This is a genomic window from Staphylococcus sp. TE8 (assembly GCF_000692055.1).
GTDB lineage: Bacteria > Bacillota > Bacilli > Staphylococcales > Staphylococcaceae > Staphylococcus > Staphylococcus capitis.
Genome location: NZ_JMGB01000001.1, coordinates 826,074 through 845,130, shown reverse-complemented (window position 1 = coordinate 845,130; position 19,057 = coordinate 826,074). Strand labels below are relative to the sequence as shown.

Here is a 19,057-nt window from a genome sequence, read left to right as displayed (position 1 = left end):
ATGAAAATATCCCAAGATAAAAGTGCTATTGTCATTCGCATCATTTCATTAATTATCATAATAGGTTTAGTTATTACTATTATATTGCCACTAATTAATATCTTTGCCTTAGCATTTAATTCCGGTGTCGATGCGCAAAAAGGTGGTATCACATTCTTTCCTCGTAAGTTTTCGCTAGATAATTTTAAAGAAATATTTAAACAAGGAACATTATTGAATGCATTGTTTATTAGTGTAGCTAAAACTGTCATAGGAACAATCTTAAGCGTGATATTAACCGCCATGGCAGCGTACGTCTTAACAATAAAAACACTGCCATTCCGAAGAATAATTTCATTCTTCTTAGTATTTACGATGTTATTTAGTGCTGGAGTTGTTCCACTATACATTTTATTAAATCAATTACATTTAACAGACACTTTCTGGGTCTATATTTTACCTTCACTCTATAGTGTTTATAACATTTTAATCATGCGTACATTTTTTAATCAGTTACCAACAAGTGTTATCGAAGCTGCGAGGGTAGATGGATGTAATGACTTTCAAATCTTTTGGAAAATAGTCCTTCCAATGAGTAAACCGGTAGTCGCATCAATTACTTTATTTAATGCTGTGAGTCAATGGAACGACTGGTTTACAGGCGCATTCTTCGTACGCAATCCAAATTTAAAACCTTTAGCAACAGTATTACAGGATATGCTCACTAAGCAAGCCGCAATAGCTGAAGCACTTAAACAGAAATCAGGTTCTTATGCAATGTTGGATAAAGTAACAATTACTGGTGATTCTATGCAAATGGCAATGATAGTGTTGTTAACAATTCCAGTATTATTCTTGTTCCCATTTGTTCAAAAACATTTTGTAAAAGGAATCAATATAGGTTCAACTAAGGAGTAAAGGAGATTTAAAAAATGACGAAAATCTTACAATTAAGTGATTTACACATTGGACCACATAATGACGCCAAAGATCAAAAAACATATGATTTGATTCAACATATGATGACACATTATCGTCCCGATATCACTGTATTAACTGGTGATCAAATATGGTCTGAAGGAGTCATTGATTCTGGTCGAGTTTATAAAGAACTTATCGAATATTTAAATCAATTCGATACTCAAATTGCAACAACATTTGGTAATCATGACACTGAAGGACATCTTAAACGGGGTGATTTACGCGCCATAGAAGAAAAATATTCTAAAAATTATGTCCAAAAACATCATAGTTTAATTATTGATGATAAAGAAGCTTATACTATTGAAGTAAGCTCTCAAGATACACTTACACACGTTCTTTATGTGATTGACGGAGGGGATTATAACCCATTTGGCATAGGTGATTACGACTTTATCAGACCTGAGCACGTTAACTGGCTTAAAGAGACTTATGAAGCGTATCAGTCACAATACAAACGTAGCTTTCAACATAATTTACTATTTACACACATTCCTCTACAGGAATATCGAGAAGTAGAGAATATCAAGGAATTCCATGGCATATTTAATGAACCTATTGCTTGCTCTAAAATTAATTCTGGATTATTTAGTCAAATGCTATTAAATGGAGATATTGAAGGGATGTTCTGTGGTCACGATCATGATAATGATTTCACTATTAACTTATATGGAATTCGTCTAAGTTTTGGTCGCGTCGGCGGCTATAACACTTATGGTGACTTACAACGTGGTGCACGATTAATAGAATTACAACCTCATGAAATATTTAAATCGAAAGTATTAGAATTTGATGATCGTTACTAAAGGGGCATTTAGATCCTTATATGTACCTATACTTATTGAACAACTGTTCATACTTCTCATGGGGCAAGCTGACACATTAATGCTCAACAGTTATAGTACGAATGCTGTTGCAGCATCCGGAATGACGAGTCAAATATTAATGCTCATTACGTTTCTTATTACAATCATTCACGTGGGAACTAATATTCGTATTGTTCATTTAAAAGCACACCAAACATCAATGATTCCAAAAGAAATTTATCACAATCTTCTTTTCAATATCATCGTTTCGATTGTATTTACATTAGTTGTAGGTATGGTGTTTTCACCGTTATTACATCTTTTTCAAGTACCTAAGGACATATTTAATCTAACTTATCAATTTGGTTTAGTTATATTGAGTGTCTTAACTTTGACCTCAACTCAAATGTATATAGGAACCGTACTTCGTGTTATGAATTATGCTGCGATTGCTACACGCATCACAGTAATTAGTAATTTGACTAATATCATTCTAAATGCTTTCGTACTTTTTATAATTCCAGATTTGGTAGGTAATCCTGTATTAGCAGTTGCTTATGCTACAGCCATTAGCCGTCTGCTTGGATGTCTCTTGGCATTCATAGCACTTTTAAAAATTTACAGACCGAAACTGCATTACTTTAAAATTAATTTTAAAATACTTTATCAAGTTTCAACATTAGGTATACCTAGTGCTGGCGAGCAAATTTCATATAACTTTGCACAAACATTTACGACAGCATTTATAGCAATGTTAGGAACACAAGTTATTGCAGCTAAATCTGTTGCAACTGTGTTAAGTGGCTTATCTTTCAGTTGTGCGATGGCATTTAGCGCTGCATGCCAAATTTATTTAGGCCATTTTATAGCTAGACATCGCTATAGTGTACTAAAGAAAACTGTGTTAAGAAGTATATGGTTTAATGTGATTCAATCCTTAATTATCATGGTATGCGTTTTAGTAGGTTTCGTCGCTGTCGGTAGATGGCTTACACATGATGTTCAAACATACCATTTAATTATCTACTATCTAGTTATTCTTATAGGATTGGAACCGATTCGTGCAATTAATAATTTAATCGTAGATTTATTAAATGTAGCTGGGGATGTGCGTTTTCCTGTTACAGTCAATATCATAACTACTTGGTTGTTACTGTTGCCTGGAAGCTTTCTATTAGGCATTCATTTGGGGTTTGGTTACACCGGTATTATTCTAGTGAGTATTGCAGATGAAGCGCTGCGATTTATTATCATGTATTTCAGATGGCGAAATGATAAATGGCGCGCACGCATGAAGCAGATAGGAGTATAGATAACAATGTACAAGAGAAAAGAACGATTAAACCTTATACGTAAACGTGTTGATCAGTACGGTGAGGTTGCTGTTAAAGATTTAGCATTATTTTTACAAGTCACACCTGAAACTGTGAGAAAAGACTTAGAAACATTAGAATATGACAAACTTATTACTCGCACGCACGGTGGGGCAGTTAAATATAATCATATTAACAAGGAGAAATCATACGCGAATAAATGGCAGAAACAATCAAATGTGAAAGAAAGAATAGCAAAAAAAGCAGCTTCACAAATTCAATCTGGAGAAATCGTGGTTATAGATGGTGGGACGACAACAGGTCGAATTCCTCAGTATTTAAATGATATTATACAAACTACTATAATCACTAATTCCCTAAAGATTGCAAATGAATTGAATCGTGCAATAGAGGAGCAACGTATTCAAGGCGAAATTATTATGCTCGCAGGTAAGACAAATACTGAGCAAGATGTAGTAAAGGGACATTTAACAAACGAATTATTGCAACGTTTCAAATTTGATAAAGCCTTTATTTCATGTGGTTCATTTGATAAGAACGATTGTTATGAATTCGATTTAGAGGAAGCACACGTCAGTCAAATTATGATTCAACAAAGTCAATTAAGTTATTTATTAGCAGATAGTAGTAAACGAGATGCTCGTGCATCGTATCGTATTAGTGAATTTAGTGAGATTGATTATATGATTTCTGATTACGCTAAGCCACAGGATATGGAGCATTTTAATCATAAATCATGGTTACAAATTTAAAATATTAGTTAAGCTTATCGCTAAAGCGATAATATTTTTTGTAACACTTGAAGCTTCGCTCAAGTATAAGTGCCACTAGCAACCAGTTACATTGGTTGCAGTGGCACTAAAAAGCAGTAAACCTCAAGTGTCAAAGGTTTACTGCTTTATTGAAACGTTGTTTCTCAACGTTAGTCTTTTACGGGCATATAAAAGGGGATAATTGAAAATGACCAATCCAATAAGAACGAAATATATGTGGGGGGAATGTTCTATTCGGTATTGATAATCATTTTCAACTAGTATTATACATGATTGAGAATCATTGTCAATTAGAAACATAAACTTTTTCTATAAATTCCCTATAAATGTATAAAATCCTTGTCATAACAACGTTGAAAAGCTATCATTTTCAGCAATAACCTCATTATAATGTTTCATCAATTACAATTGATATGTGGTAAAATGAATCAAGTAAATATAGATTAATTATTAACAATTCATAACAATTAGGGATTACATCTTTTTCATTCATACTGGATTAGTTAAGATGTAGCATGAGGTGCAAATATGACAAATATTTTAATCGTAGAAGATGAGCAGAATCTTGCTCGATTTATTGAACTTGAACTTAAACATGAAGATTACAACGTTGATATAGAATATGACGGACGCACGGGTTTAGATAAAGCACTTAATAAATCATATGATCTTATTATATTGGATTTAATGTTACCTAATATTAATGGCTTAGAAATTTGTAGACAAATTCGCCAAGAACAATCAACACCTATCATCATTATTACTGCTAAAGGTGAAACGTATGATAAAGTAGCCGGGTTAGATTATGGTGCAGATGATTACATCGTCAAACCATTCGATATTGAAGAGTTGCTCGCTCGTATAAGAGCTATTTTACGTAGACAACCTCAGAAAAATGTCATCGATATTAACGGCATTATTATTGATAAAGATGCCTTCAAGGTGACTGTAGATGGTACTCAATTAGAATTGACGAAGACGGAGTACGATTTGTTATATGTTTTAGCTGAAAATAGAAATCACGTGATGCAGCGTGAGCAAATTTTAGACCACGTATGGGGATTTAACAGCGAAGTAGAAACAAATGTTGTTGATGTTTACATTCGATATTTACGCAATAAATTAAAGCCTTTTAATAAGGAGAAATCTATCGAAACTGTACGTGGCGTAGGATACGTGATTAGATGATCAAACGTCGTAAATTAAAATATAAATGGATGATCATAACGACACTCATTACGTTTACCACTATATTACTATTTTGCTTAATTATTATCTTTTTCTTAAAAGATACTCTTAGAAATAGCGAACTTGATGAAGCTGAAAGAAGTTCTACTGATATTGCGAATTTATTTCATTCTAAATCTTTGGCTCAAATATCAGCACTTGATTTAAATGCTTCATTAGAAAACTTTCAAGAAGTCATTATATATGATGAAAAAGGGAAGAAGTTAATTCAAACATCAAATGACAATATCGTTAATTACAATAAGAAATTTGATATGAACCATCCAGAACGTATAAACATCTATAATAGTCATGGCATTAATTACTTAGTAATCACTGAACCCATTCATTCGAAAGATTTTAATGGATACAGTGTACTAGTACATTCTCTACAAAATTATGACAATCTTGTACGGTCACTATATATAGTAGCTTTAGCATTCGGTTTAATCGCTACTGTGATAACTGCTGGAATTAGTTATATCTTCTCATCTCAAATCACAAAACCCATTGTGACTATGTCGAACAAGATGAATCAAATTAGGCGCGATGGTTTCCAAAAGAAACTAGAATTAACAACTAATTACGAAGAGACAGATAATCTTATCGTTACATTTAACGACATGATGTACCAAATTGAAGAATCATTTAATCAGCAACGACAATTTGTTGAAGACGCTTCTCACGAATTAAGAACACCTTTACAAATCATTCAAGGTCATCTCAACTTAATTCAGAGGTGGGGGAAGAAAGACCCAGAAATTCTTGAAGAATCTCTAGATATTTCTATAGAGGAAGTCAATCGAATCACTAAACTTGTCGAAGAATTACTCTTATTGACTAAAGATAGTGTGAATAGTCATGTTCTTGAAGCTGAAAATGTAGACATTAACAATGAGATTCAATCACGCGTGAAGTCATTAAGACATTTACATCCTGATTACCAATTTGAAACGCACTTGTCCAATAAGCCAATACAAATGAAAATGAATAGACATCAATTTGAACAATTATTACTTATTTTCCTAGATAATGCAATGAAGTATGATACTGATAATAAATATATAATGATCAATACCTCTCTAAAGAACAAAGTCATCAGTATCGAAATTACAGACCACGGCATGGGTATTCCTAAACAAGATTTAGATTTCATTTTCGATAGATTTTACAGAGTTGATAAATCTCGTGCCCGTAGTCAGGGGGGAAATGGTTTAGGTTTATCAATCGCTGAGAAAATTGTGCAATTAAATGGTGGTTCGATCCAGGTAGAAAGTGAAGTTCAAAAATTTACGACATTTAAGATTAATTTCCCTTTATAAAGTAAGGTTAGAACCGTTTGAATTCAAAAGAAACTAGAGAATTTAGATTGCTAAAAATTGGTATAAAATACAACTTCAAATACGCAACTCAATGCAATTTTCAAAATAACGCAGAACCGATCTATATTTGGTTCTGCTTTTTGTATATTAATAGGTAAATGCACTTTAACAAAATTTGAAATAATGCTATTATTATCTTGTAAGCGTTTCAACATTTTTGTGGAGGGTGTAAAAATGACTAAGGACAAAAAAGAAGTTACAGAGGCACCTGTAAACTTCGGTGCAAATCTCGGTTTAATGCTAGATTTGTATGATGATTACCTACAAGATCCATCATCAGTTCCAGAAGATTTACAAGTCTTATTTAGTACAATTAAAACAGGTGAAGCTCATGTCGAGGCTAAACCGGCCACTGGAGGAAGTGGTTCACAAGCGGGAGATAGCACTATTAAACGTGTAATGCGCTTAATTGATAACATTCGACAATACGGACATTTAAAAGCAGGCATATATCCAGTTAATCCTCCAGAGCGTAAACATGTCCCTAAATTAGGAATTGAAGATTTTGATTTAGATCAACAAACTTTGGAACAAATATCAGCTGGTATTGTATCAGAACACTTTGAAGATATTTATGACAATGCCTATGAAGCGATAGTTCGTATGGAAAAACGCTATAAAGGGCCAATTGCTTTTGAGTACACTCACATTAATAACAACAAAGAGCGAGTTTGGTTGAAAAGACGTATCGAAACGCCTTATAAAGCGAATTTAAACAATAATCAGAAAAAAGAACTTTTCAAAAAATTAGCACATGTTGAAGGATTTGAAAAATACTTACACAAAAACTTTGTAGGTGCAAAACGTTTCTCAATTGAAGGGGTAGACACGTTAGTACCAATGCTTCAGCATACAATTACTTTAGCGGGTAACGAGGGAATTAAAAATATACAAATCGGTATGGCTCACCGTGGTCGTTTAAACGTATTAACTCACGTACTTGAGAAACCATACGAAATGATGATTTCAGAATTCATGCATACAGATCCGATGAAATTCTTACCAGAAGACGGTAGCTTAGAACTTACTTCAGGTTGGACTGGAGACGTAAAATATCACTTAGGTGGCGTGAAGACAACAGATTCTTATGGCACTGAACAACGTATTTCTTTAGCTAACAACCCAAGTCACTTGGAAATTGTTGCTCCAGTTGTTGAAGGTAGAACACGTGCTGCACAAGATGAGACGTATCAAGCAGGTTCTCCTTCAACTGATTTCCATAAAGCCATGCCAATTATCATTCATGGTGATGCTGCTTACCCAGGACAAGGTATTAACTTTGAAACAATGAACTTAGGTAGCTTAAAAGGGTATACTACTGGTGGTTCATTACACATTATTACTAATAATAGAATTGGCTTCACAACTGAACCTACTGACGGCCGTTCAACAACATATTCTACTGACGTTGCAAAAGGGTACGATGTTCCAATCTTGCACGTTAATGCTGATGATGTTGAAGCAACAATCGAAGCGATAGATATCGCAATGGAATTCCGTAAAGAGTTCCATAAAGATGTTGTTATCGATTTAGTTGGTTATCGTCGTTATGGTCATAATGAAATGGATGAGCCTTCAATTACAAACCCAGTTCCTTACCATAATATTCGTAAACATGAATCAGTTGAATTGCTTTATGGTAAAAAGTTAGTTGAAGACGGCATCATTTCTGAAGACGAAATGAATGACGTTATTGATAGTGTTCAAAAAGAAATGCGTGCAGCGCATGATAAAATTGATAAGTCTGATAAGATGGATAATCCAGACATGGAAAAACCTGAGTCACTTCAATTGCCATTGCAAAGTGATGACAAAGACTTCTCATTTGATCACTTAAAAGAAATTAATGACGCTATGCTAACTTATCCTGAAGATTTCCACGTTCTTAAAAAATTGAACAAAGTACTTGAAAAACGTAGAGAACCATTTGAAAAAGAAGGCGGCTTAGTTGATTGGGCTCAAGCAGAACAACTTGCCTTTGCAACTATTTTACAAGATGGCACTTCAATTCGTTTAACTGGTCAAGATAGTGAACGTGGTACTTTCAGTCATAGACACGCTGTGTTGCATGATGAAGAGAATGGCGACACATACACTCCATTACATCATGTCCCAAATCAGCAAGCGACGTTTGATATTCACAACTCACCGCTTTCTGAAGCAGCAGTTGTTGGGTTCGAATATGGCTATAATGTTGAAAATAAAAATAGCTTTAACATTTGGGAAGCACAATACGGCGACTTCTCTAACATGGCACAAATGATTTTTGATAACTTCTTATCTAGTTCTCGTGCCAAATGGGGAGAACGTTCAGGCTTAACATTATTCTTACCTCATTCATATGAAGGTCAAGGTGCTGAACACTCTTCAGCTCGTTTAGAGAGATTCTTACAACTTGCCGCTGAAAATAATAGCACAGTAGTGAACTTATCTAGCTCAAGTAACTACTTCCACTTATTACGTGCTCAAGCAGCAAGTCTTGATTCTCAAGAAATGAGACCATTAATCGTCATGTCACCGAAAAGTTTATTGCGTAATAAAACTGTTGCTAAACCTATCGATGAATTTACTTCTGGTGGTTTCAAACCTATTATCACCGAAGAACATGATGCAGAAAAAGTTAAGAAAGTGATTTTAGCTTCAGGTAAAATGTTTATAGACTTAAAAGAACATTTAGAGAAAAATCCAGACGAATCTACTTTAATTGTTGCAGTTGAGAGATTATATCCATTCCCTGAAGAAGAAATTCAAGAAGTACTTGAATCATTACCAAATCTTGAAGAAGTATCATGGGTTCAAGAAGAGCCTAAAAACCAAGGTGCATGGTTATTCGTTTATCCTTATCTTAGAGCACTTGTTGCTGATAGATATGACCTTAGCTATCATGGTAGAATACAAAGGGCAGCACCTGCTGAAGGTGATGGAGAAATTCATAAACTTGTTCAAAACAGAATTATTGAAAGTAGCATTAATAATTAACTAGGGGGAAATAAAGTATGCCAGAGGTAAAAGTTCCAGAATTAGCTGAATCAATCACAGAAGGTACCATTGCAGAATGGTTAAAAAACGTTGGAGATAGCGTCGATAAAGGTGAAGCTATCTTAGAATTAGAAACAGATAAAGTTAACGTTGAAGTAGTTTCAGAGGAAGCAGGCGTACTATCTGAACAATTAGCTGAAGAAGGAGATACAGTTGAAGTAGGTCAAGCTGTAGCCGTAGTTGGTGAAGGCAGTGGTAACGCATCAAGTGGTTCTTCAAATGAAACTCCACAAAAAGAAGAATCTAAAGATGCTAGTGAATCTCAAGATAAATCACAATCATCTTCAGATAATAAACAAGACGATCAAGATAGCAGTAATCAACGTGTAAATGCTACACCTTCTGCTCGTCGTCATGCACGCGAAAACGGTGTTAATTTAAGCGAAGTTTCTGGTAAAGGAAATGACGTTTTAAGAAAAGACGACGTTGATAACAGTCAAAAACAAGCTAGCCAACCATCTCAAAGCGAAAGCAAATCACAAGATAGTGGCTCTAAAAAATCTAACGATAATCCGTCTAAACCAGTAATACGTGAGAAAATGTCTCGTCGTAAGAAAACTGCTGCTAAAAAATTATTAGAAGTGTCTAACCAAACAGCAATGTTAACTACATTCAATGAAGTTGACATGACTAATGTTATGGAATTACGTAAACGTAAAAAAGAACAATTTATGAAGGATCATGACGGTACTAAACTTGGTTTCATGTCATTCTTCACTAAAGCAGCAGTCGCAGCGCTTAAGAAATATCCAGAAGTTAACGCTGAAATTGACGGCGAAGATATGATTACAAAACAATTCTATGATATCGGTATTGCCGTATCTACTGATGATGGTTTATTAGTACCATTCGTTAGAGATTGTGATAAGAAAAACTTTGCTGAAATTGAACAAGAAATTGCGAACTTAGCAGTTAAAGCACGTGATAAAAAATTAGGCCTAGACGATATGGTTAATGGTTCATTTACTATCACTAATGGTGGAATCTTCGGTTCAATGATGAGTACACCAATTATCAACGGTAGCCAAGCTGCTATCTTAGGTATGCACTCAATCATTACTCGACCAATTGCAATTGACAAAGATACTATCGAAAATCGTCCAATGATGTACTTAGCGTTAAGCTATGACCACAGAATCATTGATGGTAAAGAAGCAGTTGGATTCTTAAAAACAATCAAAGAATTAATTGAAAATCCAGAAGATTTACTATTAGAATCTTAAATCTAACACAAAATAGTTTACAAACCCCAATACAACGGCGTTTATCGTCGTTGTATTTTTATGTATTTATGCATTTCTGAGAATTTCCCCCAAATTTCCCCCATAGCGTCATTATTTTTAGAAGCAGGCTACACTATTCATAATCAAAATAAAAAGCACCTAATCAATATAGGTACTTTCAGTGTAATTATTGAACTAACCTTAATTTTTCTTTTTGATTAATATTATTTTTAAAGTCTTTGTCATATGCCTCTAGCTCATTAATCAAGTTTTGTGCCATGTTATCAGTTACATGTGTATATATCCTTAATGTCATATTACTATCAGAATGACCTACACGCTCTTGAATAGCTTTTAAGGGGATTGCATGCTGTGCTAAGATAGATACATGAGTATGACGCATTGTGTGTGTTGTGACACGCTTTGTGATATTGGTAATCTCTAGCGCTTCTTTTAAGATATAATTTATCTTATTAGTTGAAAGGGGATTACCTTTTTTATTTGTGAATATGAAATCACGTTCTAAAAATTCGGGGTCTAATTCATTGAATTGCTTGTACTCGTATAATTCCTCAAAAATTTCAACTGCTCGTGCTGTAATACCAATCTTACGCATACTTGAACCCGTTTTTGTAATATCTTTCACGCCATATCTTTCTGTAATGGGGTCTTTTCTGTCTACTAATGTACCATTTACATCAATAAACCGCTTCGCGAAATTAATATCTTTAAACTGTAACGCCAATACTTCACCAATACGCATACCAGTAAGCAATTGTATTTCTAGTGCTTTATATGCTGAATAATATGTTTTAGCCCATGCATATTTGTAATTTTTGTCATACATTTTCTGTAAAGCATTAAGTAACTGGTGCTGTTCCAGCTCATTTAGATAGTTCTCACGCTCTTCAATTGTTTGTTCATAGGTTTTCTTATTGCTAGGCAACTTCACACGCTCAATAGCTGTTATATCATTCATACCATACACATCACGCACGTACTTAAATACAGACATCAATCTATTCTTATGTGACTTCACTCGTGAATAGCTAACACTTTTAGCCCATGTATCAATTAAATCTTGCATATACTGGTAATGCACATTAACAATTTTAATATCCTTTTCAATATCATGCTTCATAGATTCAATTTCATACTTATATGAGTTCACGGTGCTTTGTTTTAAGTTATCTGATTTAATAGCGCGTTCTAACCAATCGCTCATGGCGTCATGTAGCGTAAGATTCTTTAATTCTTTTGTGTTTCTATCCTTGAGCTTCATCTCTATTTTGTTTTGTAATAGCTTTCTAGCTTCATTTTGATATGGTTTAGTATCTTTGTTCATAGTTACAGAAACTTCGCGCCATTTGTTTGTGAGTGGGTCATTATACTTCTCAAAGAACTCGTAACGTTTAACTCCAGATTTACTCACTTTTTCTTTTACATACATTAGTTATCACTATCCTCGTTATCCTTAAAAGCTCTATCTTCCATAATTTTTAATTTATTTATTCCGTAACTATAATCCACTTTTTCATTTGTGAGCGTATTATTTTTCAACAATTCGGGATTATTAAAAATATGCATTTTTACAATTTCATCTAATACAGACTTAATACTCGATTTAATATTATTATTCAATTCAACTGTGTATGTTTGATTATAAATATTGATTGTGTATTCTAAATTATTCTTTTTATCAGCTAACATATAGCTTAAGTTATCTATACTTTTCTTACTTTTAGCAAACTCATATTCAATCGTTAACAAAATATCATTTAACTCTTTTAGCATATCTTGACTTATATTGTTACTTTTAGACACCATTTCTTCTAAAACAGATTTTGAATTGGCACCAGCTCTTCCAAATCCAAATGCTAACTTAACCAATATTTCATCTTTTGGTTCTGTTTTTAATCCATTTTCTATTTTATATATATAAGATTTACTAACATGTGATAATTGTTCTAGTTTTGTCGCTGATAAATTATATTTTTGTCTTGTCTTTTTGATAAAATCTCCTAAATCTTTCATCTAATCACCTCATATACATTATTACCATAATTTCAATCAAAAATATATAAAAACCTTGCTATTTTTTTCACTGTGTTATATCATTTATTTATCACAGTGAAAACTATATTGTGTATCACTATGATAAAGGAGGATGAAAATGAAATTGTATGCTAAGGGAAATTTAATCCGTGAACTTATGTTTTATAAAGGGATAAATCTACATGATTTATCATCAATTATAAACTGTAGCTATAGTCATCTGAGTTATATCCTTAATGAACAAAGACCTATTAGTCCTAAATTAGCTAAAAAGATTGCAGATTATTTCGAAACACCTATAAAAGAGGCTTTTCAAATAATAGAGGAGGTGAAATAAATGAATCAAACAATAAATATCGTGCCTCACAGAGACAATACAATTATAAGTGACAAACAAGTACCGACGATTGAGCCTATTTATGCAAGAGTAGCGCAATTAAGTAAAATATATGCACTCAGTCAAAGCACAGTGAACAAATACGTTAAAGAAGCAGAAGCAAGCAACGACTTTGAGTATATAGTCAAACGCCCGTCACCTTCGATATGCATAGTAGAAATCAAGGGTTTCAAATCATTTCTTGAAGCACGACAAAAGAAAAGTTTTCAAAAAATAAGTAAATAATGGAGGAATTAAAATGAAAATTTATGACAAAGGTAGCACAGTATATCTACAAGCAGAAACAGAATTAGAAGCTGAGGTATTAAGAAACAATAGCGAGCAGTTAGAACAGAAATTCGATGAAATGGTATCAGAAGCAATAAAAAAAGCGCAACGCTAGAAGCCGACCAAAGCAATAGCGTTACGCAAAGATTAAATTAATAACCCGCTTCTCATATTAGCAGTTACAAAGCGATTTTAAAAGTTGTTTACTACTAATAATAGGCGGGTTTTATCTTAAGTATTAAACCACAGGAGTGATTTCGTGATTGTAAAACAATATTCTGATTATAAAATCAGATTTATAAATAAAAACGGTGAGTATTGGGCAGTGGCAAGTGATGTAGCTAAAATTTTAGGTTTCAGAGACGCGCATACTGCCGTTAGATATTTACCTACACATGTAAGAGGTACTCTTAAAGGGCGTACCACATCAGAAAAAACTAAAGCTAGAAAATATCAAGACTATACAGTCATTAATGAAAAAGGCATTTACCGCTTAGCCATGAGATCAAACAAACCAGAAGCATTAGACTTCCAAGATTGGATTTGCGACATGCTCGTTGGACTGAGACAAGGTGCAGGCTTACAACCATATAATGCCTTCGACATGTTAGATAAGCAACATCAAATTGGCGTTATGGATTTGCTCAATAATAACTATGAAGATATTTCAGACAAAGTTTTTATGAAAGCAAATACTATTGCCAATAAGGCAGTTTCAACAATATACGGCTATGACAAAATGATTAACAAAGGCATCATGACTGGAGAAATGAAGCAACTACGACAAATTATCTTAAATGATACCGTACAACTCATTATTACTGCTCAAAAGTTCAACCTGGACATATCTATCAGCAAGACAATATACGATAAATACATTTACAGAAAGGGGGTCGCTTAATTGTCCACCAACACAATTAGCATTAACGAAAAGAAATATTTTAGTGGTAACAAGTTTTTATTTTATGACTTTGCCACTTACTTATACAAAAAATATAAAGGCTGTCAGATTAACGGGCAGCCTCACTATTTTAACGGTGAATATTATCAACTATTAGATATAAGCACCTTGAATCAAATTACATTAGTGGAACTTCCTAATTTAAGTATAAAGCAAAATAATGAAGTATTCCATAAACTGAAAGCCTTATGTAGCCGAAATGCAAAAGATGAAGCGGGCTCAAAATACGTTGGTGTTAAAAATGGAGTGTTCAATCTTGAAACGAAGCAATTAGAGCCATTTTCAGAGCATTTAGTGATTACTTCGACTATTAATACCAATTACGACCCTAATGCTCAAAGCGACCTATTAGAATCGTTTATACGTGAAATATCAGATGATAACAAAGACATTGAAACACTATTATATCAAATGGTCGGTTATACATTGTATTCAAATAATAAATTCGGCGTAGCTTTCTACTTATATTCTAACGGCTCGAACGGCAAAAGTAGTTTGATGCACGTTATTAACGGTTTGGTAGGCGAAGAACACACAACGTCACTCTCAATCAAAGAGCTTACAGACAAATTCAGCAAAGCACATTTATACGGTTCACACTTGAACTTAACTGATGATGTCGATACAGACGCCATTATCAATAATACAGGTATCTTGAAGTCATTGATTACTGGTGAACGAATTAATGCACAACTTAAATATGGTTCTCCATTTGATTTTGTGCCAAGAACTAAATTTATCTTAGCTGGTAACGACTTATTTTCAACGTCAGACGATAGTTACGGATTCTTCCGTCGTCTTATTATCGTTCCAATGACACGCACCTTTGACAATATAAGCAATATTAAAGACCCATTTATATTAGATAAGCTCAACACAGATGAAGCTAAGTCAGCATTGCTTAATAAGGCTTTGAATGGATTATTGGAGGCTATCAATAATAAAGGTATAACTGAACCCGAAATATCAAAAGAGTACAAAGCACAATACCGTACAGATAATAGCCCGATAAGACAGTTTGTAGCTCATTCAGAAGAACAAGATATATCACTTTTTCTAGGTAGAACAACAACAAAGGCATATCAAAATTATAAAAATTGGTGTCTTGAAAATGGATTCAAGGCAGTAAATAGTAATAAATTTGGCAAACAACTCAAACAAATCGGTTATATGTCTAAACAATTCAAAATGCCAGTAATAAATCAAAACAAGAGAGTATACATCAAGGACAATGAAACAACGGCAATTTATAACGATAATGGTAAATTCATAAAAAATATAGAGTAACACAAATACAGCGAGTAACAGTATAAATGTTACCTACTCAAACACTGATATATAAAGGCTTTAACTACTTTAGTAACTGGTAACATCTAAATATAAAAGTATATAAGAAATAATAAGTAAATATATAGAGGTTTTCTGAAGATTTCTTGTTACCTTGATATTTTGTTTATAAACCTTTTCATATCAACGTTCAAACACGTAATTTTAACTGTTACTTAGTTGATACTCTGTTACTACTAGCATTTATGCCGAGAAAATCTATTTGGTGATGAGAGCCCTTAATTAGACTAAAAGCGGCAGCGGTCAGATAGCGTCAAGCTATCAAATCGACCGACTGCTTAGCTTTAGGATTATTAAGGAGCGCAGAATCGTCGGCAAATAGAGGAATTGGAATAAAGCGTTATTAAGTAAGTGAATAAGTAATTGTAAATTAACCAACCAATTATATGCGTACATGTTTTAAGCGTTCCTTTATGTCGCTTAACAACTGGACGCCAACAATCGAACGAAGTGAGTGCGTAGGGAATTCAAATATAGGAGGTAATAACATGAATAATGATTTTTACAATGTAAGTGACGAAGCAAGGAAAGTAATTAACGAAGTGATCGATACTTTAGACGGTGCAATCAATGACAAACGCGTATTATATCCAGTAACTATAGATAAAGGAAATGGTGAGAGCAATTTACACTTTGAATACCGTGAGCAACACTTACAGTCAACAATTGAGTGGGCTATTGATTATATGGGTGGCAACATTGATTTAGACGGTGATTCCAATGAACATAGTAATTTAGGAGGTAATCGTCATGAGTAAAGAATCAGTTAGCTTAGGTACACAATGGATATTAAATGACATATTAGAGCAAATTGATGATGCACTAGCAACAGACAGTGAATCAATTACAACTTTAGAAATTTTTAATAACAATGACGAATTAACTAGCAGAAAAGAAATGAATAAAACTGAGTATTTAAAGCATACTTTAGAAGTTATTAGAGAGCAAATATCAGACAAATTTGATTTAGATGAGTATTGATTTAAGGGGGCGATATAATGGCGGTGTATAAAGATGAACAACGTGGCACATGGTATTTACAGACCTCATATAAGGATTTAAACGGGAAGCGGGTACAACTTAAGCGTCGAGGATTCCAGCGCAAAAAAGACGCTCTAAATGCCGAAAACAAACTCATTGAAGAATACAAAAACCCATATATAGATTTAACATTCGAAAAATTAGCACAACTTTATATGGATTACTCTATCGGACACAAGAAGCAGCGTAGCATTACAAATCAAAATAGTTTAATAAATACCGTGCTTATTCCATATTTCAAGAATTATAAAGTCAAAGATATTAAGCCAGTTGATATAGATACATTTTATCGTGAGATATTGCCGAAATATTCAAATGCCACCATGAAAAATATAAAAACTAGATTGTCAGCAATATTAAATTACGGTATTTCATTTTATAATTTACCTAAAAACCCAGCAAATATTGTTTCTCTTCCTAAAAAACAGGAAGAGAGGCATTTAAAATATTGGACTGTGGAACAATTTAATACTTTTGTTAGTTATGTTGATGACATTTTATATAAAACGATGTTCAATGTATTATTCTGGACTGGATTAAGAAAAGGTGAAATGTTGGCATTACGTGTATGCGACATAGACTTTGATAACAAGACGATATATGTTGAGAATAGTTGGAATGGTACTGATATAACATCTGTTAAAACAACCGCTTCAGAGCGTCGTATAGGTATACCAGACCATTTATGTAATAAACTCAGTGAATTAATCAATTATCATAAATTTTGTTATGGGTCAGTTAAACAAAGTACTTTCTTGTTTTCAGTGCGTAATCCAACAGTTCCAATGTCGCCGACAAACGTAAATGTGCAACTGAAAAAAATTACTGCTAAATCAGAATTACCACGTATTCGTGTACATTACTTTAGGCATTCACATGCAAGTCTATTAATTAATAATGGCGTATCACTTTATGTTGTATCACGTCATTTAGGACACAAAAGTATACAAACTACCGCTAACATATATGGACATCTATATCCAAGTAGCGAAGCGGTTATTACAAATGTACTAGACAATATTTATAAAACTGATAAAGGGGAGGTGATACTATCGTAAGAGTTAAACTATCTGATTGGACAAGTGAAGAAAAGCTATTACTCATTGAGGGTTGGTCGAAAGATGGACTTACCAATGAGCAAATAGCACACAATATGGGAGTGCACCGAGCAACACTCCATAAATGGCAAAAAAAGGTAACCGACATTGACAACGCCTTAAAAAGAGGTAAAGAAGTTGTTGATAGAGAAGTAGAGAACGCATTGTTTAAAAATGCTGTCGGCTTCCACTATACAGAAGAACAACTCACTGATACTGGTGAAATTGTGCAAGTGAGCAAATACCATAAACCAAATACAACCGCTCAAATATTTTGGTTGAAAAATCGTAAGCCTAACATATGGAGAGATAAACAAAATATAGAGCATGGCGGAAGTATTGAAAACAATGTAAATCATTATGCAAATTTATCAGAAGCGGAATTAAAAAAATTAGCAGGTTATGAGAATTAACCAATAGGTAAAAGAGATGGCGTAATTAGCTTATTAACATTTAGGATCATTTTTGTATATAGACTTTTTGAAGAACGACGCAAAAGTAAAAAATCGATAAGCATAATAAATACTATTATTAAAGACAAAAAAGAAAGATTAAATATAATATATATGTCCTTGAACATATTTAAAATCAAACCTTTTAAAGAGGATAAGGAGAAAACATTTATAAATGATAATTATGAAACTATGGCGTTTACAATTAGTCATTTAGAAAATAATAACTTTGTTGAAAAGATACAAGGTATAAGAGATGAATATAGCAGTTTTTTATTTTCTAAGTTAGAAATGCTTGAGGATTCAGATATAGAAAATATCAAAAATAGAATAAAGAATATAGATGAGTTAATTTTTCAGACAAATCAAATCTACAACTTAGTACCAGAAGAAATAAGAAAAATCAAAGTATAATTAAAGTAGAAGAGTATTTAAAGGAGGGCATAAACAAACACTTTAATGGAGAAAAGTCGAATAAAGAAGAGTTTTGGATTGCCTCTGCGCTATATACATTTGAAAAGTTTGAGGAATACAAAGAATCGATTAAAAATATAGATATATTGATACAGCGCCTCACATTAAGTTGTGGGGCTTTTATATGTTTATTGCTAACAAATAATATATTTATCTAAATAACTCCTTTGAAATATAAGCGTACCTCTACTAATTCATATATTTTAATGCTATACTATAAAA

Annotated in this window: 20 protein-coding genes and 1 pseudogene; 19 read left to right on the top strand and 2 right to left on the bottom strand. The window is 33.2% G+C overall.

Features of this window, described 5'->3' with window-relative positions; translation table 11 throughout:
• From CM54_RS04060 to sucB, 9 genes and pseudogenes are all read left to right on the top strand, one after another.
• Positions 1 to 897 (top strand): carbohydrate ABC transporter permease, encoded by an 897-nt coding sequence (locus tag CM54_RS04060; protein ID WP_002433538.1) that lies wholly within the window; start codon positions 1 to 3, stop codon positions 895 to 897.
• A gap of 14 nt (positions 898 to 911) precedes the next feature.
• Positions 912 to 1,766 (top strand): metallophosphoesterase family protein, encoded by an 855-nt coding sequence (locus CM54_RS04055; protein ID WP_037549094.1) that lies wholly within the window; start codon positions 912 to 914, stop codon positions 1,764 to 1,766.
• Positions 1,753 to 3,078: an MATE family efflux transporter gene (locus tag CM54_RS04050; RefSeq protein ID WP_002433953.1), complete on the top strand. Its 1,326-nt coding sequence runs from the start codon at positions 1,753 to 1,755 to the stop codon at positions 3,076 to 3,078. Before CM54_RS04055 ends, CM54_RS04050 begins: the two co-directional genes overlap by 14 nt.
• 6 nt (positions 3,079 to 3,084) lie before the next feature.
• A complete protein-coding gene (locus tag CM54_RS04045; protein WP_002433585.1) occupies positions 3,085 to 3,852 on the top strand; it encodes a DeoR/GlpR family DNA-binding transcription regulator in 768 nt (255 codons plus the stop codon).
• Between the two features lie 208 nt (positions 3,853 to 4,060).
• Positions 4,061 to 4,172: pseudogene (locus CM54_RS12895) on the top strand (hypothetical protein); the annotation flags it as partial.
• 229 nt (positions 4,173 to 4,401) lie between these two features.
• Positions 4,402 to 5,061: a response regulator transcription factor gene (locus CM54_RS04040; protein ID WP_002433827.1), complete on the top strand. Its 660-nt coding sequence runs from the start codon at positions 4,402 to 4,404 to the stop codon at positions 5,059 to 5,061.
• Complete coding sequence (locus tag CM54_RS04035) at positions 5,058 to 6,422, top strand: HAMP domain-containing sensor histidine kinase (protein WP_002433583.1); 1,365 nt, start codon at positions 5,058 to 5,060, stop codon at positions 6,420 to 6,422. Before CM54_RS04040 ends, CM54_RS04035 begins: the two co-directional genes overlap by 4 nt.
• 234 nt (positions 6,423 to 6,656) lie before the next feature.
• Positions 6,657 to 9,461, top strand: a complete 2,805-nt coding sequence (locus CM54_RS04030; RefSeq protein ID WP_037549092.1) for a 2-oxoglutarate dehydrogenase E1 component — start codon at positions 6,657 to 6,659, stop codon at positions 9,459 to 9,461.
• Positions 9,462 to 9,478: 17 nt separating this feature from the next.
• Positions 9,479 to 10,744 (top strand): dihydrolipoyllysine-residue succinyltransferase, encoded by a 1,266-nt coding sequence (gene sucB, locus CM54_RS04025; RefSeq protein WP_037549085.1) that lies wholly within the window; start codon positions 9,479 to 9,481, stop codon positions 10,742 to 10,744.
• 187 nt (positions 10,745 to 10,931) lie between these two features.
• On the opposite strand, the gene CM54_RS04020 is transcribed toward sucB, so the two are convergent.
• A complete protein-coding gene (locus CM54_RS04020) occupies positions 10,932 to 12,194 on the bottom strand; it encodes a tyrosine-type recombinase/integrase (RefSeq protein WP_051600346.1) in 1,263 nt (420 codons plus the stop codon).
• On the bottom strand, positions 12,194 to 12,778 hold the full coding sequence (locus tag CM54_RS04015; RefSeq protein WP_037549082.1) for a helix-turn-helix domain-containing protein: 585 nt from the start codon (positions 12,776 to 12,778) through the stop codon (positions 12,194 to 12,196). Before CM54_RS04015 ends, CM54_RS04020 begins: the two co-directional genes overlap by 1 nt.
• Positions 12,779 to 12,917: 139 nt before the next feature.
• Here CM54_RS04015 and CM54_RS04010 point away from each other — a divergent pair, with 139 nt between their 5' ends.
• From CM54_RS04010 to CM54_RS03970, 10 genes are all read left to right on the top strand, one after another.
• Positions 12,918 to 13,136, top strand: coding sequence for a helix-turn-helix transcriptional regulator (locus tag CM54_RS04010; protein ID WP_037549080.1), 219 nt, complete (start codon positions 12,918 to 12,920; stop codon positions 13,134 to 13,136).
• Complete coding sequence (locus tag CM54_RS04005; protein WP_037549077.1) at positions 13,137 to 13,421, top strand: hypothetical protein; 285 nt, start codon at positions 13,137 to 13,139, stop codon at positions 13,419 to 13,421.
• Between the two features lie 13 nt (positions 13,422 to 13,434).
• Complete coding sequence (locus CM54_RS12525) at positions 13,435 to 13,578, top strand: hypothetical protein (protein WP_155980133.1); 144 nt, start codon at positions 13,435 to 13,437, stop codon at positions 13,576 to 13,578.
• A 147-nt stretch (positions 13,579 to 13,725) separates the two neighbouring features.
• Complete coding sequence (locus tag CM54_RS04000) at positions 13,726 to 14,364, top strand: BRO-N domain-containing protein (RefSeq protein WP_037549811.1); 639 nt, start codon at positions 13,726 to 13,728, stop codon at positions 14,362 to 14,364.
• On the top strand, positions 14,365 to 15,711 hold the full coding sequence (locus CM54_RS03995) for a DNA primase family protein (RefSeq protein WP_037549074.1): 1,347 nt from the start codon (positions 14,365 to 14,367) through the stop codon (positions 15,709 to 15,711). It abuts the gene before it with no gap.
• Between the two features lie 548 nt (positions 15,712 to 16,259).
• On the top strand, positions 16,260 to 16,529 hold the full coding sequence (locus CM54_RS03990; RefSeq protein WP_037549072.1) for a TscA family type II toxin-antitoxin system antitoxin: 270 nt from the start codon (positions 16,260 to 16,262) through the stop codon (positions 16,527 to 16,529).
• Positions 16,522 to 16,752 (top strand): hypothetical protein, encoded by a 231-nt coding sequence (locus tag CM54_RS03985; RefSeq protein WP_037549070.1) that lies wholly within the window; start codon positions 16,522 to 16,524, stop codon positions 16,750 to 16,752. The genes CM54_RS03990 and CM54_RS03985 overlap by 8 nt, the downstream gene beginning before the upstream one ends.
• A gap of 17 nt (positions 16,753 to 16,769) precedes the next feature.
• The gene (locus CM54_RS03980; protein ID WP_037549069.1) at positions 16,770 to 17,870 is read left to right on the top strand and encodes a site-specific integrase; all 1,101 of its coding nucleotides are present in this window, start codon (positions 16,770 to 16,772) and stop codon (positions 17,868 to 17,870) included.
• Positions 17,864 to 18,322, top strand: a complete 459-nt coding sequence (locus tag CM54_RS03975; RefSeq protein ID WP_037549067.1) for a transposase — start codon at positions 17,864 to 17,866, stop codon at positions 18,320 to 18,322. Before CM54_RS03980 ends, CM54_RS03975 begins: the two co-directional genes overlap by 7 nt.
• Before the next feature lie 159 nt (positions 18,323 to 18,481).
• Positions 18,482 to 18,775, top strand: coding sequence for a hypothetical protein (locus tag CM54_RS03970; protein WP_155980132.1), 294 nt, complete (start codon positions 18,482 to 18,484; stop codon positions 18,773 to 18,775).
• The last annotated feature ends 282 nt before the right edge of the window (positions 18,776 to 19,057 follow it).